We start from the raw sequence: 18,996 nt of genomic DNA on the forward strand, positions 1-18,996 counted from the left end.
GCCACGAGCGGACCAACTGCCTGCTGAGGGCCCGTTTTTGCGACCGTCACCCACCTCTCAAAGAGGAGTAGAAGGTGAGCGCGCGCTCGGCTTACCGTTTGTGACAGAGCAAACAGCGATAGCAGACCACCGCGTCTGACTCATGGTTGGAAGAGAGGTCGCCGATGACCGCCGACACGTCGAACAACCCAGGCCTGACGTACTCCGGCACGCCGTTGTCCGAGCCGCTGAAGAACGTGCGCGCCTTGTCTCGGCAGATGGTGGGGCATTTCGTGGAGACGGTGGCGCCGTGCCGCACGCTCCCCGGGGACGCCATCCACGGCGACGTCACCAGCATCACCCGCCTGTGCCTGGAACTGGCGGTCAGCATGCTCGACGGTGTCGACGTCCCGGAGAAGATCCGCAAGCTCGAGGACACCGCCGGGCAGTGGGCGCGCGAGGGCGTGCCGATCGACACCATCCACCACGCCATCCACGAGGGGTTCCGCCTCGGCTTCGATCTCGTCGTCACCAGTGCCACCAACAGCTACCGGCGCATGCGCGACGACGGCGAGGAGGTGCTGCTGCTGCGGCGCGGCGACTACGACAACCTGATCGGCGGTGCCAAGCTCGTCGTCGACATGCTCGACACCATGACCACCGCGGTCTCGAAAGCCTATGTGCGCGAACTGCGTTCGGTGGTCAGCGAGCATCACACGGCGGTGCACACCCTGACCTCGGCGCTGCTCGGCGGGCATCCGACCTCCACCATGGCCCGCGAATGCGGCATCGAGATCGCCGAGCAGTACAACGTGCTGGCGCTGGCCATCCCCGCACATCCCGAGGAGGCCAATCCGATGGTGGACGGCGCGGTGGTCGCCCGGCGCAAGCTGCGGCGCATCCAGGCCGCGCTGGCCCCCGGACACGACGGCCACACGGTCCTGTCGCTGCTCAGCGTCGACGGCGGCACCCTGCTCATCCCCACCACCGACGGCGACTCCGACGAGCTCGACCGGCTGGTCACCACGCTGTCGCAGGCGGCGCAGGTGCCCATCACGGCGACGGTCGTGACCGCGGGATCCCACGACATTCCCGCTGCCGCCGATCGGGCCCATCAGCTGCTCGACATGGTGCATCGGCTCAAGCTGGTCCGGGGCCTGTACCGATTCGACGACATCGCCCTCGAATATCAGCTCACCCGGCCGGGTCCCGGCCGCGAGCACCTGGGCACCCTGCTCGACCCGCTCGACGCGCACCCCGAACTGCTCGAGACCCTGCAGCGGCACATCAGCAACAACCTCAACCGCCAGCGGACCGCGCACGCCCTGCACATCCACACCAACACCGTCGACTACCGGCTCAAACGCATCGCGACCCTCACCGGCTGCGATCCCACCCACGCCAGCGGGCTGTGGTACCTGCGCTCGGCCCTCGTCGCGCGCAGCTACCGGCAGACCCATCCGGCGTAGGGAGGCCGCGCACTACTTGCGGTAGTCGGTTTGTGATTGGCGTGGGCCAATTCGGGCAACTCCATAGCGTGCGCGCCGTCTCGGCTGGTGGGCGCGTTTCCCGACGATATGGAACGGGAGGAAGACAATGTCCGGCAAATTCGAACTCTTCGCCGATGCCGCCGATAAATTCCGGTGGCGCCTGAAGGCCGGGAACGGCGAGGTCATCGCGCAGAGCCAGGCCTACGCGACGAAGGACGCGGCGAGAAAGGGCATCGCCTCGGTGCAGAGCAACGCCGCCGATGCGACGGTCGTCGATCTCGCCGAAGCATCCGGATAACCGATGCGATCGAGCCCCATCCGGCACGCCGGGTGGGGCTCGATCGCGGAGACCGCAAACTTGCGGCATCCCTATCTGGTGCGCCTACCTGGAGCGGACCCACCGCGCGCTTACGATTCGCTGTTGACAGCGGCAGGGCATTCTCCGTCGAGAGTGGGGAGCGCGGCGATGGAACAGAGCAGCGGCCACCGGTCGGCGCGCGACGTCATGGCCGCCATGCCGGGGCATGTGCGGGCCGAATTCACTCGGCGCATGCGCAAGCGCGGCCGTCCGCTCGCGCTGAAGGACATCACGGTCGTCGATGCCGGGATGCTGAAGCGGGCCGTGGTCGCCGCCTCCGTCGGCAACTGCATGGAATGGTTCGACTTCGGCGTCTACAGCTATCTCGCGGTGGTCATCGGGAAGGTGTTCTTCCCGGATGTCGGCGCGGGCGTGCAGGTGCTGGCCTCGTTCACGACCTTCGCCGCGGCCTTCCTGGTCCGGCCGCTGGGCGGGTTGTACTTCGGTCCGCTCGGCGACCGGATCGGCCGCCAGAAGGTGCTGGCCACCACCATGCTCATGATGGCGGGCAGCACCTTCGCGATCGGCTTCATCCCCAGTTACGCCTCGATCGGCGTGGCCGCCCCGATTCTGCTGCTGGTCTGCCGGATGGTGCAGGGCTTCTCCACGGGCGGCGAGTACGGCGGCGCTACCACGTTCGTCGCCGAGTACTCCCCCGACCGGCGGCGCGGATTCCTGTGCAGCTGGCTCGATTTCGGCACGTTCACCGGTTACGCCGCCGGGTCCGGCATCGTCACCCTGCTCACCGCGACCCTCGGCGATCAGACGGTGGAGGACTGGGCCTGGCGCCTGCCGTTCCTGATCGCCGGGCCGATCGGCGCCATCGGCCTGTACATCCGGCTGAAGCTGGAGGACAGCCCCGCCTACCAGGAACAACTCGACGCACACGACCGGGATCTGGCCGAGCAGGAGTCCGGCAGCGGGCGGCTGCGGGAGATCGGGGAGATCCTCACCCGGCACTGGCGGGCCGTGCTGATGTGCATCGGCCTGGTGCTGCTGTACAACGTCACCAACTACATGGTGACGGCGTACCTGCCGACCTATATGACCGAATCGCTGCACCGCTCCGCCACGCATTCGGACATCCTGGTGCTCAGCGCGATGGCGCTGGTGGTCTTGCTGATCACGTTCGTGGGCCGCGCCAGCGACCGTTTCGGGCGGCGCCCGGTGTTCCTGACCGCGGCCGTGGCCCAGATCGTGCTCGCATACCCGTGCTTCCTGCTCATCCGCCAGGACGGCTGGGTGCTACCCCTGCTCGGCACCCTGGTCCTGGCCGCACTGCTGGCCGGTTTCGCCGGACCCAGCGCCGCCACCCTGCCCGCCCTGTTCCCCACCGCCATCCGCTACGGCGCCATGGGCATCTCGTTCAACATCGCGGTCTCCGCCTTCGGCGGCACCACCCCCCTGGTCAACACCGCCCTCGTCGACGTCACCCACAACCTGATGATGCCCGCCTTCTACCTCATAGCCTCCGGCGTCATAGGTTTCACAGCCGCCCTGTTCCTCAAGGAATCCTCCCTACTCCCCCTCCGCGGCTCCCAACCCATGGTCGGGACCAAGGAGGAAGCAGAACGCCTGGTGACAACCTCGGAACTGGCATTGGCGGAGCTACGGGCGGAGTCGTCGAAACGCTGAACTCGAGCGCGGCGGCGAAGCCCATATGTTCATGGCATCGACCGCTCGATCACGCCGAAAGGCCTACAGCGCAGGGCATCCCGTCAACCGCGGCGAAGCTAACGTGGAGGCTATGTCCGGGTTCACGGTCGGGTCCATGGTGCTGCGGCGCGAGGTACTGCACGGCCAGGTGTGGATGACTATGCCTGTTCAGGTCATCGCGGATGACGATGTACTCGCCGTCTGGATCGAAGACGGCACCCCCTTCACATTCCCGCAGCATCCGTTCGGCCCACACCCATGGTCGAGCCAGGACCGGTGGACCGGCAGCAGCGTATTGCAACTGTATCGCCCCACCGACGCCTATTCGGTCTGGGCGTTCTTCCACGGTGACCGGCTCGACTGTTGGTACATCAACTTCGAAAGGCCTTACAGCCGTGGTCAGAACTACTTCGACACCGACGATCACGGCCTCGATATCGTCATCAGGGACGGAGATTGGCAGTGGAAAGACCGTGAAGACGTCGCCAAACAGGTCGCCGACGGCCGCCTCACCCCTGCAGAAGCCGAAACAGTCTGGCACGAGGCCGAACACGTCGCTTCCGCGTTGAATCATGGCACCTGCTGGTGGGTTTCGCGTTGGGAGAACTGGAAGCCGATCCGGTAACCGATCAGCGCTGGTCGTCCTCGTCTCCGATTCGGTCTCGGATCTCGTCCACCGAACAACCTGGCCGCGGTCGCTCGGGCCAAAGCAGTGCCACCGAGAAGACAGCGGTCGGCACCGCAACAGCGGCGAGCAACCCGATGACGACCCATCCGCTCATCGGCCGAGCCCGGACTTGATCGCCAACGCCGCCCGGCCACGCAGACTGATCTGCCACCGGCCCCTGCGGCCCGATACCACCAGGCCGCGGGCATCCAGAGAAGCCAGCGCGTAACGAGTACTCCACCCTGTCAACGACGCCTCTCGACCTATCTGGGCGACGGTCAGCATCCCGCCAGGAGCGAGAACCGACAGAACGGCCACCTCGGTGGCCTTCATGCGCCCGCTCCCAACACGGTCCAGCGACTGAAAGACATTCGCGGACAAACCGTTTCGACATCCGCCACCTGCATAACCGCATCAATCTCCAGAGCACCCAGATGATTCGGAGCCGGGACGACCACCACGTCGACATCCGCAGCACGCGCGTGATCCACCAACCGAACCGGCGAATAATCAGGCCAGATCAGCACATACCCCAACCGCCGAGCCAACCGCCGCACCCGCGCCACATCCCACTCCACCGAATCCGACACCTCGAGGTCCATCCACCCGAGCGCGGTAGGTATACGCCTCATCTTCATCCGCCCCTTTCATTGTCTGGTTCGGTCCAGATTCGGCGCCGGGACCAGGGCGAAGGGCCAGCAGAGGGACAGTCCAAACCAGTAGAAGAGCTGGCCGCATGCCGTTAGGCTCGTGGAATGGGGCAGCATGCTGGAGAACGAATTGCGGCGGAGCGGAAGCTGGCCGGCCTCACGCAACGCCAGCTCGCCACCCGCGCCAATTACTCGTTGTCGATGTTGAAAGCCGTGGAACAGGGCCGCGAGGTGGCGTCCCCCGGGTTCCTGTCCGCAGTCGCCCGAGCACTGCGAATCACACCGGAACAGCTCACCGGCGCACCCTTCGATGACGGTAAGCCACTCGCCGACGCAATCAACGAGCTGTCGATCCTGCTGACCGAAGGCCGGTACGCTCGTGCCGTCGAACCGGATTCGCTCGACCGCATCGATACGGATCTTCGAGCGGCACAGAACTTGTACCGCCGGGATCGCACACGGCAGACGATCGAGGCACTGCCCGGAATCATCCGCAGACTGCACGGGGCCGTGCGTGAGACCTCCGGCGATACGACAACCCGCGCGTACACACTGCTCGTGTCGGCATACATACTGGCTGAATGGTCGGTCCGCCGCACCGGCCACCTCATGCTGGCCCTTCCCGCGCTGGATCTCGCCGATACTTATGCACCCCTCGCGTCCGACCAGAACTGGGGTTCGTACTCCACCCTCGCCCGTGCACGGGTCCTGACCCATTACGGCGAAGGAGAGGTGGCAGGTCGACTCATCGACTCTGCCATCAACGTCGCCGGAACCGACAGCGCCGGGATAGTCCTGGCAGGGTACTCACACCTTGCCGGATCCATTAATGAGGCACGAAAACTGAACTACCCCAACGCCATCGGGCACATCGATGCAGCCCGCGAACTCGCTGCCCAGACCGGCGAAACCGACGCGTACATGACTGCCTTCGGCCCTCTCAACGTCGAAATCCACGCCCACGCAATCGAACTGGAGTCCGGCGACCCGAACAAGGCAGCAATCGAGGGCGCCACACTCACCTACGCCCCCGATGCTCCCCCAACACGGATCGCCCACCACTGGCACGACAACGCCCGCGCGTGGTTGATGTCAGGCAAACCAGACAAAGCACTCGCCGCCCTGAACAAGGCCCGCCTCGCCGCACCCCAACAAACCCGACTACACCCGTCGGTCCGAGAAACTCTGTACGGAATCGCCGCAGCAGAACGCCGCCGCACAGACACCCTCGTCGGCTTCGCCAACTGGCTCGGCGCAGCCGTGTAGGACTTGAACCGGCAGTTGGGCACAGCCGCCTCCACGACCGTCAACTCACTTGTCGGCTAACCGAACCATTCTCCGCCGCAACGATTTCCGGCAATTCCGTCAGTTCGCGAATCTTCCAATCGGACAGATCCGCAACCTCTTGCTTGTCCCGAAGGATCCACCCCCACGGGCCACGCTGAATGTAGGCAGTCCGTATGCCAGCCTTCTTCGCGGGCGCAACATCGTTGTCGATGCGATCACCGACATACACGATCTCCTCCGCACGACACGGCGCCACCTCAACCACCTTCGCGAAGAACTCAGCCGACGGCTTCTCGACACCCCAGTCATCCGATGTGGCGATGAAGTCCGTGGGGAGCTTCAAGCTCCGAAGGATCCGCCCAGACCGAACTGTCTGGTTGCCGACGACACCCACCCATACACCCATGCCCTGCAACTTGGACAACGCGGGCCGAACATCGTCGTAGAGATCTCCCTCACCATATGACTCCGGCTTACCCGCATCGACTCGAGCTTGCCGCTCACGAGGGAGGTCGAAGCCCGGTTGGAACACCTGGAATGCCTCCCAGTAGTCGTGTCCGGACTCGATGACCGCACCGAACACGGCAGAAAACGTATGCCGTGGAGCGCCTAACCAGTCCGCCCACGACCCATACTCCCGACTCTCGTCCACCAACGTCTCACCGACGTCGAACACGATAGCTTGGATCATTCCTCCAACCGTAGCTGCATCGGTCGACACCCACTCTGCGGAAAGCCCACGTACACGCTCAGTTCTGTGCTGATCACCAGCAGAGGCTTATCGCACATCCCGGCCTCGTAATCGAGCCGATAGAACAGGCGATGATGCGTGCGACCGACCCATCGCAGCGCGGTTCGAACCATCCGGTCATGTTCCCGTGCATCATCTCCCAGCAACCCCCCCGCGAATCGTTGGGCGGAGTTTGACTACGGCGATCAGTCGTGCAGCAAACTTCGCACGGAGGTGTGCACAGAAGGCCACACATGACGGAGCGGCGACCAGGCTTGCGCCCGTGGGCAATCTGGGCCGGTTTCGGTACAGCGGGTCCCCCCGCAGCGAAGTCTGTATGGTGGTTCTGTTCACAACCAGGAACCAGGAACGAGGGCGACTGGCCTGACCAACTCGACCTTCAAACCGGGTTCTTCACCTACTACGGCGACGACCGGAAGCCCGTGCAGCCAGACCTCCACGACGGTCCACGTTCCACCAACGTTCCGCGTTGCGACGCCTTCGGCGCCACACGCGTCCGAGGCCGAGCGCTTGAAAGTGCCGACCGAGAGGCGGCCACCGGTTGCTCCGTATGTCTCCAAACCCAACCGGGATTCAGGATCATCAGCAGTTGCCAGGACCGGTACAGTCAACCAGAGGCGCCTGCCGTCCCGGATAGTTAGTGTCACTCAGTATCACCTTGCAGCGGCCAATAGGAGGACGGGTGCACACCCTGACCAGCAAGCGCGTCACAAAATTTGGTCGCGATTTCGGTTTTGAGGGTACAGAAGCAGATTTGTTCGAGCGCTACGTCGCCGCGAACTACCTCTTCCAATACCTTCGCGACGATGTAGATTCCATCGAACGGTCCGTTCTTGGCGGTGGTAGCGATGAGGGTATCGACATCGGTACAGTGATCGTGAACGGACGGGCCGTGTTTGAACCAGAAGAAGTCGACGACCTGATATCTGAGCAAACGACAAACTCTGCCAAAGTGATCTTCATTCAGGCTAAGACAAGTGAATCATATGACTCCAAGCTGATCGCCAAATTCCTACACGGAGTCGAGGCCGTCACTAAATATGCAATGAAGCCGGGAACTGTTAAACTTCCCCCTCGGCTAGTCGATCTGGCTAGTTTAATCGACAGAATCGCCGAGAGCGGTGACAAGTTCCAGGATAGCAGAATTCCATGTGAGCTTTACTACGTTACAACGAGCTCTCATACAGGAAAGAGCGTGCAATCAGAGCTTCAGATTACAGAAGCCCTCAACAGAATTCGCAATATTGGTGCCTACTCCGAAGGCTTGAAACTTCGAACTCACGGGCATGAAGAGCTCGCTACCAAGCAGAAGGAACGCTTCGGACCTCAAAACATCATGTTCAACTTTGAGAAGCGTCAGACAATCCCGGCCACTGATAGCGTTAGTGAGGCCTACATAGGCCTGATCTCGGCGACCGAGCTGATGAGACTCCTAAAAGATGAGTCAGGCGATATTAGGCCAGGAATATTTGATGACAATGTGCGCCTAGATCTCGGCCCACACAATCCGGTGAATAGCAGGATTATGGGCACACTCCGATCTTCAGAGCGTGAGCATTTCCCATTTCTAAATAATGGCCTAACAATCATTGCAACCGAACTACGCGGCCTCGGAGATCGCTTTTTCATTTCCGGTTACCAAATTGTGAATGGCGGTCAGACCAGCCATCAGTTGCTCCGTTGGTCTGAGTCCGATGACGTGAGCAACGAGTCGACGCTGCTGGATGACCTGTGGATTCCAGTTAAGATCGTCAGCTCCAATGATTCCGGTGTTCGAACCAGCGTCGCGATCGCAACCAACCTTCAGACCGCGATAGGCTTGACCGATATCCAGGCGAGTTCGCAAATCGCGAAGGATGTCGAAGAGTACTTCACACAATCCGGGATAGACGGCCTCCGCTATGAACGACAGAACCGAGGCGCGGCACTTGAATTCGCTCGCACGCGTGTTGTGACAACCCCAGAGCTCAACCGAGCCGTTGCTGCCACGCTATTCGGCGAGTCATCCCGTGCGATCGGATCCCCGAAGGATCTTGAGGCCGAAGGGTCATTCGTCTGGGGCGAATACCCCGTGGAGACCTACTACTACGCCGCCTGGATCATCTACCGGATCGACAGGTACTTCGCGCGAACACCCGAGTCCGCTACCCTTAAGGCTGCAAAGTATCACATTGCGATGGCTGTATCAGTCTTGGTGAATCCTGGGTTCGTACAGATCTTTGAGGATACTGACATCGAGGGAACAAGCAAGTCACTCAAGAAAACCAAGACTCTCAATTTTCGCGTGTCGGACAAGGCTCTGTCCGAGCAGATCGAAGACGCTATCGTTACCGCCGTACAACTTGCCGCTAGTACGTTCGCGACTCCCCTTTCTGAGGGACGAAGCCTTCGTAAGGATGACGTACGAAGTAGGCGGAGCCAAGAGACGATGCTAGAAAAGGCCAAGAACGCACCCCGGAAACTCTAGAACAAATTACTGGAGTTCTCCCGCTCTCGGTAGCCCTCTGGCGATCGTCCAATGCGGAATGCAGCCGAGCCGGTGTACGAGCGGCTCGGCAGATTCGACGCCAACGCGTTGCTTCGACATGTTCTCGATTCTGACTTCCTTGTCGACGAGGTCACCTTCTCGTACCTTCCGCCCCAGCGGATCCCAACACTCGCAGTTGCCGCTTACGTGCTGACCGAACCGACCTTGGTGAAGCCCCGCCGACGCGCTGATTTACTTCTTCCCAGACGCTAATCCGCTGCGGAACTCGACTACGTCGCCGTCTGACATCACGTAGTCCTTGCCCTCCATGCGTACCTTGCCTGCCGCCTTGGCGGCGGGCATGGAGCCTGCTTCGATCAAATCGTCGTAGGCGACGATCTCGGCCTTGATGAAACCCCGTTCGAAGTCCGTGTGGATTACGCCGGCGGCCTTGGGGGCCGTGTCGCCCTGGTGGATGGTCCAGGCTCGGGCTTCCTTGGGGCCTGCGGTGAGGTAGGTCTGGAGGCCCAGGGTGTGGAAGCCGGCGCGGGCCAGGGCGTGCAGGCCGGGTTCGGCCTGGCCGATGGATTCCAGGAGTTCGGCGGCGGACTCCTCGTCGAGTTCGAGGAGTTCGGCCTCGACCTTGGCGTCGAGGAAGACCGAATCCGCCGGGGCCACAGCGGCTTTCAGCTCGGCCACGCGGGACTCGTCGGTCAGCACCGACTCGTCGGCGTTGAAGACGTAGAGGAACGGCTTGATCGTCAGGAGCGAGAGTTCCCTGAGGTGGTCGGTGTCGAGCTTGTCGCGGACCGAGAACAGGGTCTTGCCCTCGTTGAGGATGTCCTGGGCCGCCTTCGCCGCCTCGAAGAACGGCTTGCGGTCCTTTTTGACCTTGGCTTCCTTCTCCAGCCGCGGGACGGCCTTCTCCAGGGTCTGCAGGTCGGCGAGGATCAGCTCGGTCTCGATCACCTCGATATCGGCGAGCGGATCGACCCGCCCGTCGACATGCACCACATCGTCGTCGGCGAAGACCCGCACCACCTGGCAGATGGCGTCGGCCTCGCGGATGTTGGCCAGGAACTTGTTGCCCAGGCCCGCGCCCTCGGAGGCGCCCTTCACGATGCCCGCGATATCGACGAACGACACGGTGGCGGGCAGGATCCGCGCGGACCCGAAGATCTCGGCGAGCTTGTCCAGCCGCGGATCGGGCAGCGGCACCACCCCGACGTTCGGCTCGATCGTGGCGAACGGGTAGTTCGCCGCCAGCACGTCGTTCTTGGTCAGCGCGTTGAACAGCGTCGACTTTCCGACGTTGGGCAGGCCGACGATACCGAGGGTGAGACTCACGAGTAGTGCAGTCTACGCGCCGGGCACCCGCCGACGGCATTCAGTCCAGGGTTGTCGTCTTCCACCACGCGAGGACGTCCTGCGGCTCGGACGACGACTTCGGGCGGGAGTACATCAGGAATGCGGCGCGGTCGTCGGTGTCCAGGAAGACCGTGACGATGGCCTCGCCCCAGTACGACTTCACGCGGTAGTTGGTGTAGGAGCGGCCGTGGTTGGACTCGACGAAGCGTTTGCCGGAGTCCAGCAGTGCGACGACGGCCCGGACGTCGGCCGAGGATTTGTAGGCGTAGAACCGGAACGTCGGGTCCTTGTAGTCGCCGCCGCTCTCGCATTCCCACTGGGCGGTCCATTTGCCGAAGTTCAGGCCGTCGTCCTCGTCCGGCGGCCGGTCCGCGGGCTGAAAACTCTCGCACCGCGCCGCGCTGAAACCCTCCTTGCGCTTGGTGTCGACGGGGACCATTTTCGGGAACGCCTGCCAGATCGCCGCGTGATCACCGGTCGAGGTCTGGTCACGATCTCCGGAAACCCCTTGGGAATAAAGGATTCCGGTGACCGCGAGCACCACAACGACTGCGGCAGCAACGATTCCGGCGAACAGCCGCCGACGAGAACGGGCGGGTGCCTGCGGTGGCACGGGCAGCGCGCCGACCGCGGGAGCGGACGGTGGCACGGGCCGCGCGCCGACGGTGGGATCGGTGGCGAACGGATGCCGCACGGTGCCGGGCGTATTCAGCGGCGTCGTCACGGTCGTATCCGGCATCCGCCCGTCCGCCAGGGCCCGTCGCGCGGCGGCCGCGAAATCCGCGCAGGTGCCGAACCGGTCCTGTGGCCGTTTGGCCATCGCCCGGGCCAGCACCCGGTCCACCGCAGGCGGCAGATCGGGCCGGATCGAGCTGAGGCTGGGTGGCGTGTCGTAGAGGTGGCCCTGCATCACCATCGCGGGATGTTCCGCCTCGTAGGGGCCCGAGCCGGTCAGCAACCGAAACAGCGTGCAGGCCAAGGAATATTGATCCGCCCGGGGATCCAGCGGTTCGCCGGACAGCTGTTCCGGCGACGCGTAGGCCAGGGTCGCGGTGAAGGTTCCCGTGCGGGTCAGGTGCCCGGCGTCGTCGCGCAGGCGCGCAATCCCGAAGTCGGTCAACAGGACTCGCTCGGGACGGCCGTTGGACGACTGCTCCAGCAGAATGTTCGCCGGCTTGACGTCGCGGTGCAGCACGCCCCGGCTGTGCGCGTGGTCGAGCGCCTCGGCGACCTCGGCGACGATGCGCACCGCGCGCTCCGGCGGCATCTCCTGCCCCGGAACGGCGGCCGCGTCCCGGCCCTCCACGTACTGCATGGAGATCCACAGCTGCTCGCCCACTGCGCCGCGGTCGTAGATCGCCACGATATTCGGATGATCCAGCCGCGCAAAGAGATCGGCCTCCCGATCGAATCGGGCCCGGCTCTCCGCATCCGAGAACAGTTCGCGATTCAGCACTTTCAGCGCGGTCCGGCGCGGTAGCCGCGGATGCTTCGCCAGGAACACCGAGCCCATTCCACCGCGGCCGAGCTCGCGCTCGATCACATAGTCGGCGAAGATCTCACCGCTACGAAGCATCTTCCACTCCCACACCGAACAGCATCCGGCGCGACCGTCCAGGGTTCGCGCCCGTAGCGGACAACATAGCCGCTCTCGCCGATTCACCCGAGTCGCCGCTACATCGCGGCAGCGAAATCACACCACGTTGGTGTTCTGCAACGCCGCGAACCACCAGGCACCGTCCCTGCGGACCACGACGGCGGTGCCGTGATTGCTGAAGTCTCCCTGCGGGGTCGTGGTGCGCTGCCGCATGTGGACGACGGCGGTGTCCGGGCCGAGGGCGTGCGCGCCCACCACGTGGATGCGGGTCGTCCAGTCGGCGACAGGCCCGCGCAACCGGGCCGTGTGGTAGGCGAACAGTTCGTCCCAGCCCCGCAGTGTCGTGCCGTCGGGCACGATCACCACGGCGTCGCGGGTGAACCGGCCGTCGAGCACCGCCGCATCCTTGTCGTTGAATCCGGTCTCGATCGACGCGACGAGTTCTTCCAGCTCACGTAGCTGCTGCTCGGTCACCGGCGGGCCGTAAGCGGCGGGACGGATCGACGCAGCGGCCTCGTTCCGTTCCTCGGTCGCGGCCGTCCCCAATTCGGAATTGCTCATGGTTGTGAACGCTAGAGCCGCGTGTTCTGCCGCCGCCTCTGTCGAACTACCGGGTTGCCGATCGCGGCGATCCGGAGCAGTGCGAGTCCTGTTCGCCCGCCGGTATCGAAAAATTCACGGTCGGACCAGGTGGCGGCAGTACGCTGCGGCCGTGCCCATGGAATCCGACGGCGAGTACCGCGCGCGTGTCGACGCCGCGCTCCGGGTGGAGCTGCAGCGAGCACTCGGCGCAGAGCTGATCGATGCCGCCGACCCGTCCGCCGGGGTGCGGTTTCCCGTGCGCGGCCTGGCGGCGACTCCCGCCGGAACCCTGCACGCCGGGGCGCTCAACGCGATCGCCGAACTCGCCGGATACCTCGCCGTGGCACCGACGCTCGGCCCGGGCGAACATGCCGTCACGCACGCCATCGCCACGCAACTCATCCGGGCGGCCCCGCGCGACGCCTGGGTGCACGTCTACGGCGCGCTGGCGAAACGGGGCCGCACCCTGGCCTTCGTGACCGCGACGGCGACGCTGGACGGCCCCGACTCACCCGTGATCGCCACGAGCCAGATCACCAAGTCCATCGTCGCCGACGGCGCCTGACCTTCCCCGGCGCGCTACCCGTGCACCGCCGATCAACTTGCCGCGGTGGTCTGTCGGAGCACAGTGGCCAGCCGGGTGTAGTCGACGTCCCGGCCCTCCGTGATCGTCGCGGATTTGCGCTCGCCCTTGCCCATCGACCGCAGGAACCCTGCGCCCCGGCGATGTACTCGTCGATCTGTTGCACACCGTTGTCGGGCATCGCCGAACCTCCTCTGATCGGACGGGTCCGGGCCGCTCAGGCGGCCACGGTGATCGGGCGCCACGGCTCGATCTCGTGGTAGCGACGCAGTTCGGCGAGGCCGGAAAGGTTTCCGAGCCATCCGGCGTACGGCGGGTTGTTCTCGTCGAAGCCGCTGGAGGTCAATGTCAGCCGGGTTCCGCCGTCGGATCCTTCGAGTTCCCAGGTGCCGATGCCGCCGGGCCCCCAGTTCACGCTGACCCGTTCGCCGGGCACCAGGTCGACGATGTGGGCCGGATTCGGGTTGTTCTCGATGCCGCCCATCGCGAACCGTCCGCCGACCTCCGGCTCGATCTCGATGGGGTAACCGAACCAGGCGGAGGCCTGTTCGGAGGAGATCAACGATTCGTACACCCGGTCGACCGGGGCGTCGATCTGCACGGTGGCGCTGAAATCGGCGCTGGTGAAATCGGCGCGCGCGGTGATCTCCCGACCCTCCAGATAGTCGACGAGGTTGGCAAGGGCGAGTGCCCAGAACGTCTGCAGCACACCGTGAACGGCGCCGGACATCATGGCGTCGAAGCTGAAATGGCTCTGCGTCACGGTGACGACGGTTTCGCCGTCCTGCGTGCCGACGGCGATATCGGTGGTGGTTTCGGCACCGTCGAGCAACCAGGTGATACTCAGCGACCCGTCTCCGGCACTCCGGACGGTTTGATGCGGCGCATCGCCCTCGGGCACCGACGGACCCCAGAACTCGTAGACGTTCGGCAGGTCGATTCGGGCGTGCTCGGCGAGCCAGTTGGTGACCGCCTTCTCCTCGGTGAGGGCGGCGAACGCCGCCTCGGGGGTGGCGGTGGTGCGAACGCGGAGCACGAGCGGCTCAGTCATGGGGTTCCTTTCCGAAGGGGTAGCAGGCGACGGCCAGCTTGAATCGGTCACCGTCGCGACCGCCGTAGCGGGTGAAGATGTCCTGGAGCGAACGGCTCAGTTCGTCGAGGAACTGAGCACGCTGGTCCGGGCGGATGTGGATCTGCCCGGAAATCCCGATGGACGGGAGATCGGTGACGGTGCGGTCGACCGCGGCGACATCGCGCTGGACCTCCTCGGTGAGGTCGAGCAGATGTCCCAGTCCCATCGCATCGCTGACCGAGCGCTCGCCGACCGTCCCGACGAGCTGCGGTGACAGCCAGTACGAGCGGGCGACGGCCTGATAGACGCCCTCGCGGGTGCCGCGGACCTGACGTTCGGCGAGGAGCCGGACGATCCCGTGTTCGAGGAGCTTCTTCACGTGGTAGTTCACGCGCTGCGGCGTCTGTTCCAACTGGACGGCAATGTCCCGGCACGTGGAGGGCTCGGCGAGCGCGCGCAGGATGTCGAGGCGCTGCGGCTTGAGCAGCGCCTCGGCCTGTTCGAGGCGATCGAGGTAGAGCACGTCCTTCACAAGAATCCATTTTTATATACAAATCGATTTTTGTAAAGAGGCCGAGGTTGAGCGTCAGCGCCCACCCAGCCCCGATTGCGCGATACCGCGCACGAACGACTTCTGGGCGAACGCGTAGACGAGCAGCAGCGGGACCAGCACGGTCACCGCGGCGGCCATGAGCAGGGGCCACTGGGTGTGGTACTGCCCCTGGAGGCGGACCAGACCCAGCGTGACGGTGGCGATCTCGTTGCGCTGGATCATCACCAGCGGCCACAGGAAGTCGTTCCACACGGTGATCCAGGTGAGCACGGCCAGCACCATGACGGCGGGCCGGGCGTGCGGGAGCAGCACCCGCCAATAGACCTGCCAGGTGCTGCATCCGTCGAGGATGGCCGCCTCCTCCAATTCGGCTGGGAGCGTGCGGAAGAACTGCCGCATCAGATAGGTGCCGAAGGCGGAGCCGAACAGGCCGGGGACGATCATCGCCCACGGCGTATCCACCCAGCCGAAGGTGCGCATGAGGATGAACTGCGGTATCACCGTCACCGTGAGCGGCACCATCAGCGTCGTCAGGTAGGCCAGGAACAGCAGTTCGCGGCCGGGAAACCGCAAGCGCGCGAACGCGTATCCGGCCAGCGAGCAGAAGAAGACCTGGCCCGCGGTGATCAGCCCGGCGTAGACGGCGGTGTTGAGCAGCATCCGCCCGAGCGGCAGCAGCCCGAACACCTCGCCGTAGTTCGACCACTGCGGATCCGACGGTATCGGGTTCGGATCGCTCACCGTCCCTTCGGGTTTCAGCGAGGCGCCGAGCGCCCACAGGATCGGGCCCACCGCGCACCAGGCGATCGCGATGAGCGCCGCGTAGATCAGCACCCCGCGCACGGTCCGGCGCAGGATCGCCCGCTGCCCGCGCGCACTCACGGCTGCTCCGGATCCCGGCGCGACAACCACAGCTGAATCAGGGTGAGCACCAGCAGCAGTGCGAACATCACCCAAGCCAGCGCCGCCGCGTAGCCGATCTCGTAGAACCGAAAGGCGTTCTGGAACAGCATGATTCCCAGCACGAAGGTGCCGGTCTCGGGCCCACCGTTGCCGTCGGTGAGCGCGTAGGCCTGATCGAATGCCTGCACCGAGTTGATGATCGTGATGACGAACACGAACGACAGCGCGCCCCGGATCAGCGGCACCGTGATCGAGCGGAACCGACGCCACGGCCCCGCCCCGTCGATCTTCGCGGCCTCGTACAGGTTTTCGGGGACGCCCTGCATGGCTGCCAGCAGGATGACGGTGGCGAACGGCACGCTCTTCCAGACCGTGACGATGCTCAACGCGAGCAGCGCCCAGTTCGGATCGCTCAGCCAGGGAATCGACGGCACCCCGAGCCAGCCCAGCATCAGATTCACCAGGCCGTCGTCGGTGGTGAACAGGAACCGCCACACCACGGCCATCGCGACGGTCGAGGCGACCAGCGGCAGGAAGGCCAGGGTGCGAAACAGCCCGATCCCCCGCAGTTTCCGGTTCAGCGCGGCCGCCACCGCGAGACTGATCGCCACCGTCGGCAGCAGCGCCAGCACCGTGAACACGGCCGTATTGCGCAGGGCGATATAGAACAGCGGATCGTCGAGCAGCTGCCGGTAGTTCCCCAGCCCGGCAAACCGCATCGGCCCGAACAGATCCCAGGAATGGAAGCTGAGATACAGCGAAAAGCCCAGCGGGAACAGCAGAAAGACCGCGACCGCCGCCAGATTCGGTGCGATGAAGCCGATTCCGGCGCGCATCCTGCGGCGCTCCAGGGTGGAGCGGCGCCGTTTGCGAGCGGGCGCGGGGTTCGCCCGTGCGGTTTCCGGAAGTGCCTCGGCGGCATGGATCGAACGAGTGACACGATTCCGTGCGACCACGGTGCTGATCCGGTTCGCCATCAGGTCCTCCGACCGGCCGGGCTGATGTGGGGCTGATTGTCGCCGCACCATGTTGGAGGGATCCCGGCCACAAACATGCCGGGAATGGGCCCCGTTCATGTTCGGGCTCGCAGTAATGCGTCGATGTCCGCGGCCGTTCCCGCAAGGGATTCCGCGCTCGCCGCACCGCGCAGCACTCGATTGCAGCTGCGGGACAGCAGCGACTCCACCTTGCTCCACGCGGGGGTGATCGCGAACTGGCGCGAAACTTCGGGCCCGTCCATGAATACTCGGAGATTGCGGATATCACGGTGGGCGGCGGCGAATCCCGGTGAGTGCAGGGCCGAATGCAGCACCGGCACGAACAATCCCGATTCGGCGATGATCTCCTGTCCCACCGGGCCGGTCGCGAATTTCACGAATTCCCAAGCCTGTTCGCGGCGCGGGCTGGCGGCGGCGATACCCAGTCCGGTGCAGCCGACGTCGGTGATCGCGCCCGGCCCGCCGTGGGGGCCGACCGGCAGCACGGTGACATCGACATCGAGTTCGTCCTCCTCGGCGAACTCCGAATACAGCCAGTGCCCGCCGAGCAGCATCGCCGCCCGGCCCCCGGCGAACAGGTCGTAGGCCGACACCGATTGCCGGTCCGCGATATCGGGCGCCACCCGATGCCGCAGCGCGAGATCGGCGTAGAACTGCACGCCCTCGGCAAAGCGCGGATCCCCGATATTGGTGCGCGTCGGCGCCATCGGCGGACTGAACCATTCGGCGCCGTTGTTCATCCCGAAACAGGCCGCCGAATAATAGGGCACCCAGCCGTCCACGAACCCCCACTGCCGCGTCCGCCCGTCGCCGCGACGGGTCAGTTCCTGCGCGGCAGAGAGGAATTCGGCATAGGACCACGCGTCGCGCCAGGTCCCCGGCGGGTGAATCCCGGCCCGGTCGAACAGCTTCCGGTTGTAATAGAGGAAGACCCCGGACCACTGCTCGGGCAGCGCATACTGCCCGCCCCCGTAGGTGAATGTGTCATACAGCGGCCGGTGGCTGTCGCTTCGCAAGGCCCGCGCGTAGTCCGGCTCCCGATCCAGCAGCGTATTGAGGTCCAGCAGCACCCCCCGCTCGGCCAGGCCCGCGTACAGCAGCTCCCATGCCATCAATACATCCGGGCATTTGCCGCCCGCGCAATAGGTCAGCATCTGCTGCAGCGGATCCGGGCCGGACATGATGGTGCGGATCCGGATATCGGGACGGCGGCGCTGGAATTCGTCGACGATGCGCAGCCGGGCGCGAGCCTCCTCGGGCCGGGCCTGGAAGAAGAAGGTCACCGCATCGTCGTCGGCCGTTCCACACGCGGCCGAGGCACTCGGGGCCAACGGCAACGCCAAGGCCGAACGGAGCACGGTGCGACGCGTCGGTGCCACGAACCTCCCTCTGCCGCTCCAGCGCGGACGAACAACCTCTGACCAGCACCGGAGCATACGGATTCCCATGCCGTGCGACCGGGTGACACGCGCACGCGAGCCGCGACGATCGGTGCGTGCGGCGTGATTGCCCGGGCCTACCCGATCCCAACTGGCGAGAATCGACGGTGCAGTATGTGAGATCGACGTGGCAGCCTACAGTCGGATGAGATACCGCGACCGGCATCACCCACGCCGCGCCGAACCGCCTCTGCCGGGCCCGTGAACAGCGGACTCCCGGCAGCCCACCCGACGGGCCACCATCTGCCGGGAATATATGTTCAGACTTTCTTAAGTCGGGTTCACGCACGCCCCGGTTCGGCTACGTTGTGTCCGTTTCCGCAAGACCAGTGAAAAGCACGGGAGAGTAGCTCGCATGGCGACCATCGAATACCTCCGAACAGACCCCGACCTACCTCCCGTGGGAGTCGTGGCCCGTTCTCGGTTCACCCCCCCCAAGAAGGGCATCTTGCACGCGATCGCCATCCTCGGCGCGGCCGCCAGGGCCGATCTCGGCAATGCGCGCGGCGAGAACCTCAACGCGGTGTGGAAGGCCCCGGCGACGGGCAGCGCGCGGATGCGCGCCTTCTCCGGCGGGTTCGCCGCCAGTTCCGCCA

General features: G+C 64.8%; 19 protein-coding genes. 9 read left to right on the forward strand and 10 right to left on the reverse strand.

Going from position 1 to position 18,996, the window contains the following annotated elements; genetic code table 11:
* Nucleotides 1–164: 164 nt before the first annotated feature.
* The 4 genes from QH290_RS36380 (at nt 165) to QH290_RS36395 (ending at nt 4,108) form a co-directional block, all read left to right on the forward strand.
* Complete coding sequence (locus tag QH290_RS36380) at nt 165–1,448, forward strand: PucR family transcriptional regulator (protein WP_280264064.1); 1,284 nt, start codon at nt 165–167, stop codon at nt 1,446–1,448.
* A gap of 127 nt (nt 1,449–1,575) precedes the next feature.
* The gene (locus QH290_RS36385) at nt 1,576–1,767 is read left to right on the forward strand and encodes a YegP family protein (RefSeq protein ID WP_280264062.1); all 192 of its coding nucleotides are present in this window, start codon (nt 1,576–1,578) and stop codon (nt 1,765–1,767) included.
* 252 nt (nt 1,768–2,019) lie between these two features.
* The gene (gene proP, locus QH290_RS36390) at nt 2,020–3,462 is read left to right on the forward strand and encodes a glycine betaine/L-proline transporter ProP (protein ID WP_425303696.1); all 1,443 of its coding nucleotides are present in this window, start codon (nt 2,020–2,022) and stop codon (nt 3,460–3,462) included.
* A 112-nt stretch (nt 3,463–3,574) separates the two neighbouring features.
* A complete protein-coding gene (locus tag QH290_RS36395) occupies nt 3,575–4,108 on the forward strand; it encodes a DUF402 domain-containing protein (protein WP_280387919.1) in 534 nt (177 codons plus the stop codon).
* Nucleotides 4,109–4,479: 371 nt separating this feature from the next.
* Here the strand turns inward: QH290_RS36395 and QH290_RS36400 are convergent, their stop codons facing one another.
* Nucleotides 4,480–4,752, reverse strand: a complete 273-nt coding sequence (locus tag QH290_RS36400; protein ID WP_280387921.1) for a hypothetical protein — start codon at nt 4,750–4,752, stop codon at nt 4,480–4,482.
* A gap of 153 nt (nt 4,753–4,905) precedes the next feature.
* Here QH290_RS36400 and QH290_RS36405 point away from each other — a divergent pair, with 153 nt between their 5' ends.
* Nucleotides 4,906–6,066 (forward strand): helix-turn-helix domain-containing protein, encoded by a 1,161-nt coding sequence (locus QH290_RS36405; protein ID WP_280387923.1) that lies wholly within the window; start codon nt 4,906–4,908, stop codon nt 6,064–6,066.
* A 40-nt stretch (nt 6,067–6,106) separates the two neighbouring features.
* On the opposite strand, the gene QH290_RS36410 is transcribed toward QH290_RS36405, so the two are convergent.
* Nucleotides 6,107–6,778, reverse strand: a complete 672-nt coding sequence (locus tag QH290_RS36410) for an HAD family hydrolase (protein ID WP_280387925.1) — start codon at nt 6,776–6,778, stop codon at nt 6,107–6,109.
* A gap of 293 nt (nt 6,779–7,071) precedes the next feature.
* Here QH290_RS36410 and QH290_RS38275 point away from each other — a divergent pair, with 293 nt between their 5' ends.
* Nucleotides 7,072–7,479 (forward strand): hypothetical protein, encoded by a 408-nt coding sequence (locus QH290_RS38275; RefSeq protein ID WP_425303695.1) that lies wholly within the window; start codon nt 7,072–7,074, stop codon nt 7,477–7,479.
* 41 nt (nt 7,480–7,520) lie between these two features.
* On the forward strand, nt 7,521–9,305 hold the full coding sequence (locus QH290_RS36415) for an AIPR family protein (protein WP_280387927.1): 1,785 nt from the start codon (nt 7,521–7,523) through the stop codon (nt 9,303–9,305).
* Nucleotides 9,306–9,557: 252 nt separating this feature from the next.
* Here the strand turns inward: QH290_RS36415 and ychF are convergent, their stop codons facing one another.
* The 3 genes from ychF to QH290_RS36430 form a co-directional block, all read right to left on the reverse strand.
* The gene (gene ychF / locus QH290_RS36420; RefSeq protein ID WP_280387929.1) at nt 9,558–10,652 is read right to left on the reverse strand and encodes a redox-regulated ATPase YchF; all 1,095 of its coding nucleotides are present in this window, start codon (nt 10,650–10,652) and stop codon (nt 9,558–9,560) included.
* A gap of 40 nt (nt 10,653–10,692) precedes the next feature.
* A complete protein-coding gene (locus QH290_RS36425) occupies nt 10,693–12,249 on the reverse strand; it encodes a serine/threonine-protein kinase (RefSeq protein ID WP_280387931.1) in 1,557 nt (518 codons plus the stop codon).
* 117 nt (nt 12,250–12,366) lie between these two features.
* Nucleotides 12,367–12,831 (reverse strand): SgcJ/EcaC family oxidoreductase, encoded by a 465-nt coding sequence (locus QH290_RS36430; protein ID WP_280264047.1) that lies wholly within the window; start codon nt 12,829–12,831, stop codon nt 12,367–12,369.
* Nucleotides 12,832–12,988: 157 nt separating this feature from the next.
* Here QH290_RS36430 and QH290_RS36435 point away from each other — a divergent pair, with 157 nt between their 5' ends.
* Nucleotides 12,989–13,417 carry a PaaI family thioesterase gene (locus QH290_RS36435; protein WP_280264105.1) on the forward strand — a complete coding sequence of 143 codons (429 nt, stop codon included), beginning with the start codon at nt 12,989–12,991 and terminating at the stop codon, nt 13,415–13,417.
* A gap of 235 nt (nt 13,418–13,652) precedes the next feature.
* On the opposite strand, the gene QH290_RS36440 is transcribed toward QH290_RS36435, so the two are convergent.
* The 5 genes from QH290_RS36440 to QH290_RS36460 form a co-directional block, all read right to left on the reverse strand.
* A complete protein-coding gene (locus QH290_RS36440) occupies nt 13,653–14,486 on the reverse strand; it encodes an SRPBCC family protein (protein ID WP_280387933.1) in 834 nt (277 codons plus the stop codon).
* Nucleotides 14,479–15,039: a helix-turn-helix domain-containing protein gene (locus QH290_RS36445; protein WP_280264043.1), complete on the reverse strand. Its 561-nt coding sequence runs from the start codon at nt 15,037–15,039 to the stop codon at nt 14,479–14,481. The genes QH290_RS36440 and QH290_RS36445 overlap by 8 nt, the downstream gene beginning before the upstream one ends.
* Nucleotides 15,040–15,093: 54 nt before the next feature.
* Complete coding sequence (locus QH290_RS36450) at nt 15,094–15,942, reverse strand: carbohydrate ABC transporter permease (protein ID WP_280387936.1); 849 nt, start codon at nt 15,940–15,942, stop codon at nt 15,094–15,096.
* Nucleotides 15,939–16,814 carry a carbohydrate ABC transporter permease gene (locus QH290_RS36455; protein WP_425301589.1) on the reverse strand — a complete coding sequence of 292 codons (876 nt, stop codon included), beginning with the start codon at nt 16,812–16,814 and terminating at the stop codon, nt 15,939–15,941. Before QH290_RS36455 ends, QH290_RS36450 begins: the two co-directional genes overlap by 4 nt.
* A 221-nt stretch (nt 16,815–17,035) precedes the next feature.
* Nucleotides 17,036–18,340, reverse strand: a complete 1,305-nt coding sequence (locus QH290_RS36460) for an ABC transporter substrate-binding protein (RefSeq protein ID WP_280264040.1) — start codon at nt 18,338–18,340, stop codon at nt 17,036–17,038.
* A gap of 469 nt (nt 18,341–18,809) precedes the next feature.
* On the opposite strand from QH290_RS36460, the gene QH290_RS36465 reads away from it, so the two are divergent.
* A partial coding sequence (locus tag QH290_RS36465; RefSeq protein ID WP_280387940.1) for a hypothetical protein occupies nt 18,810–18,996 on the forward strand: 187 nt, incomplete at its 3' end.

The sequence above is a fragment of the Nocardia wallacei genome, assembly GCF_029869545.1.
Lineage (GTDB): Bacteria > Actinomycetota > Actinomycetes > Mycobacteriales > Mycobacteriaceae > Nocardia > Nocardia wallacei_A.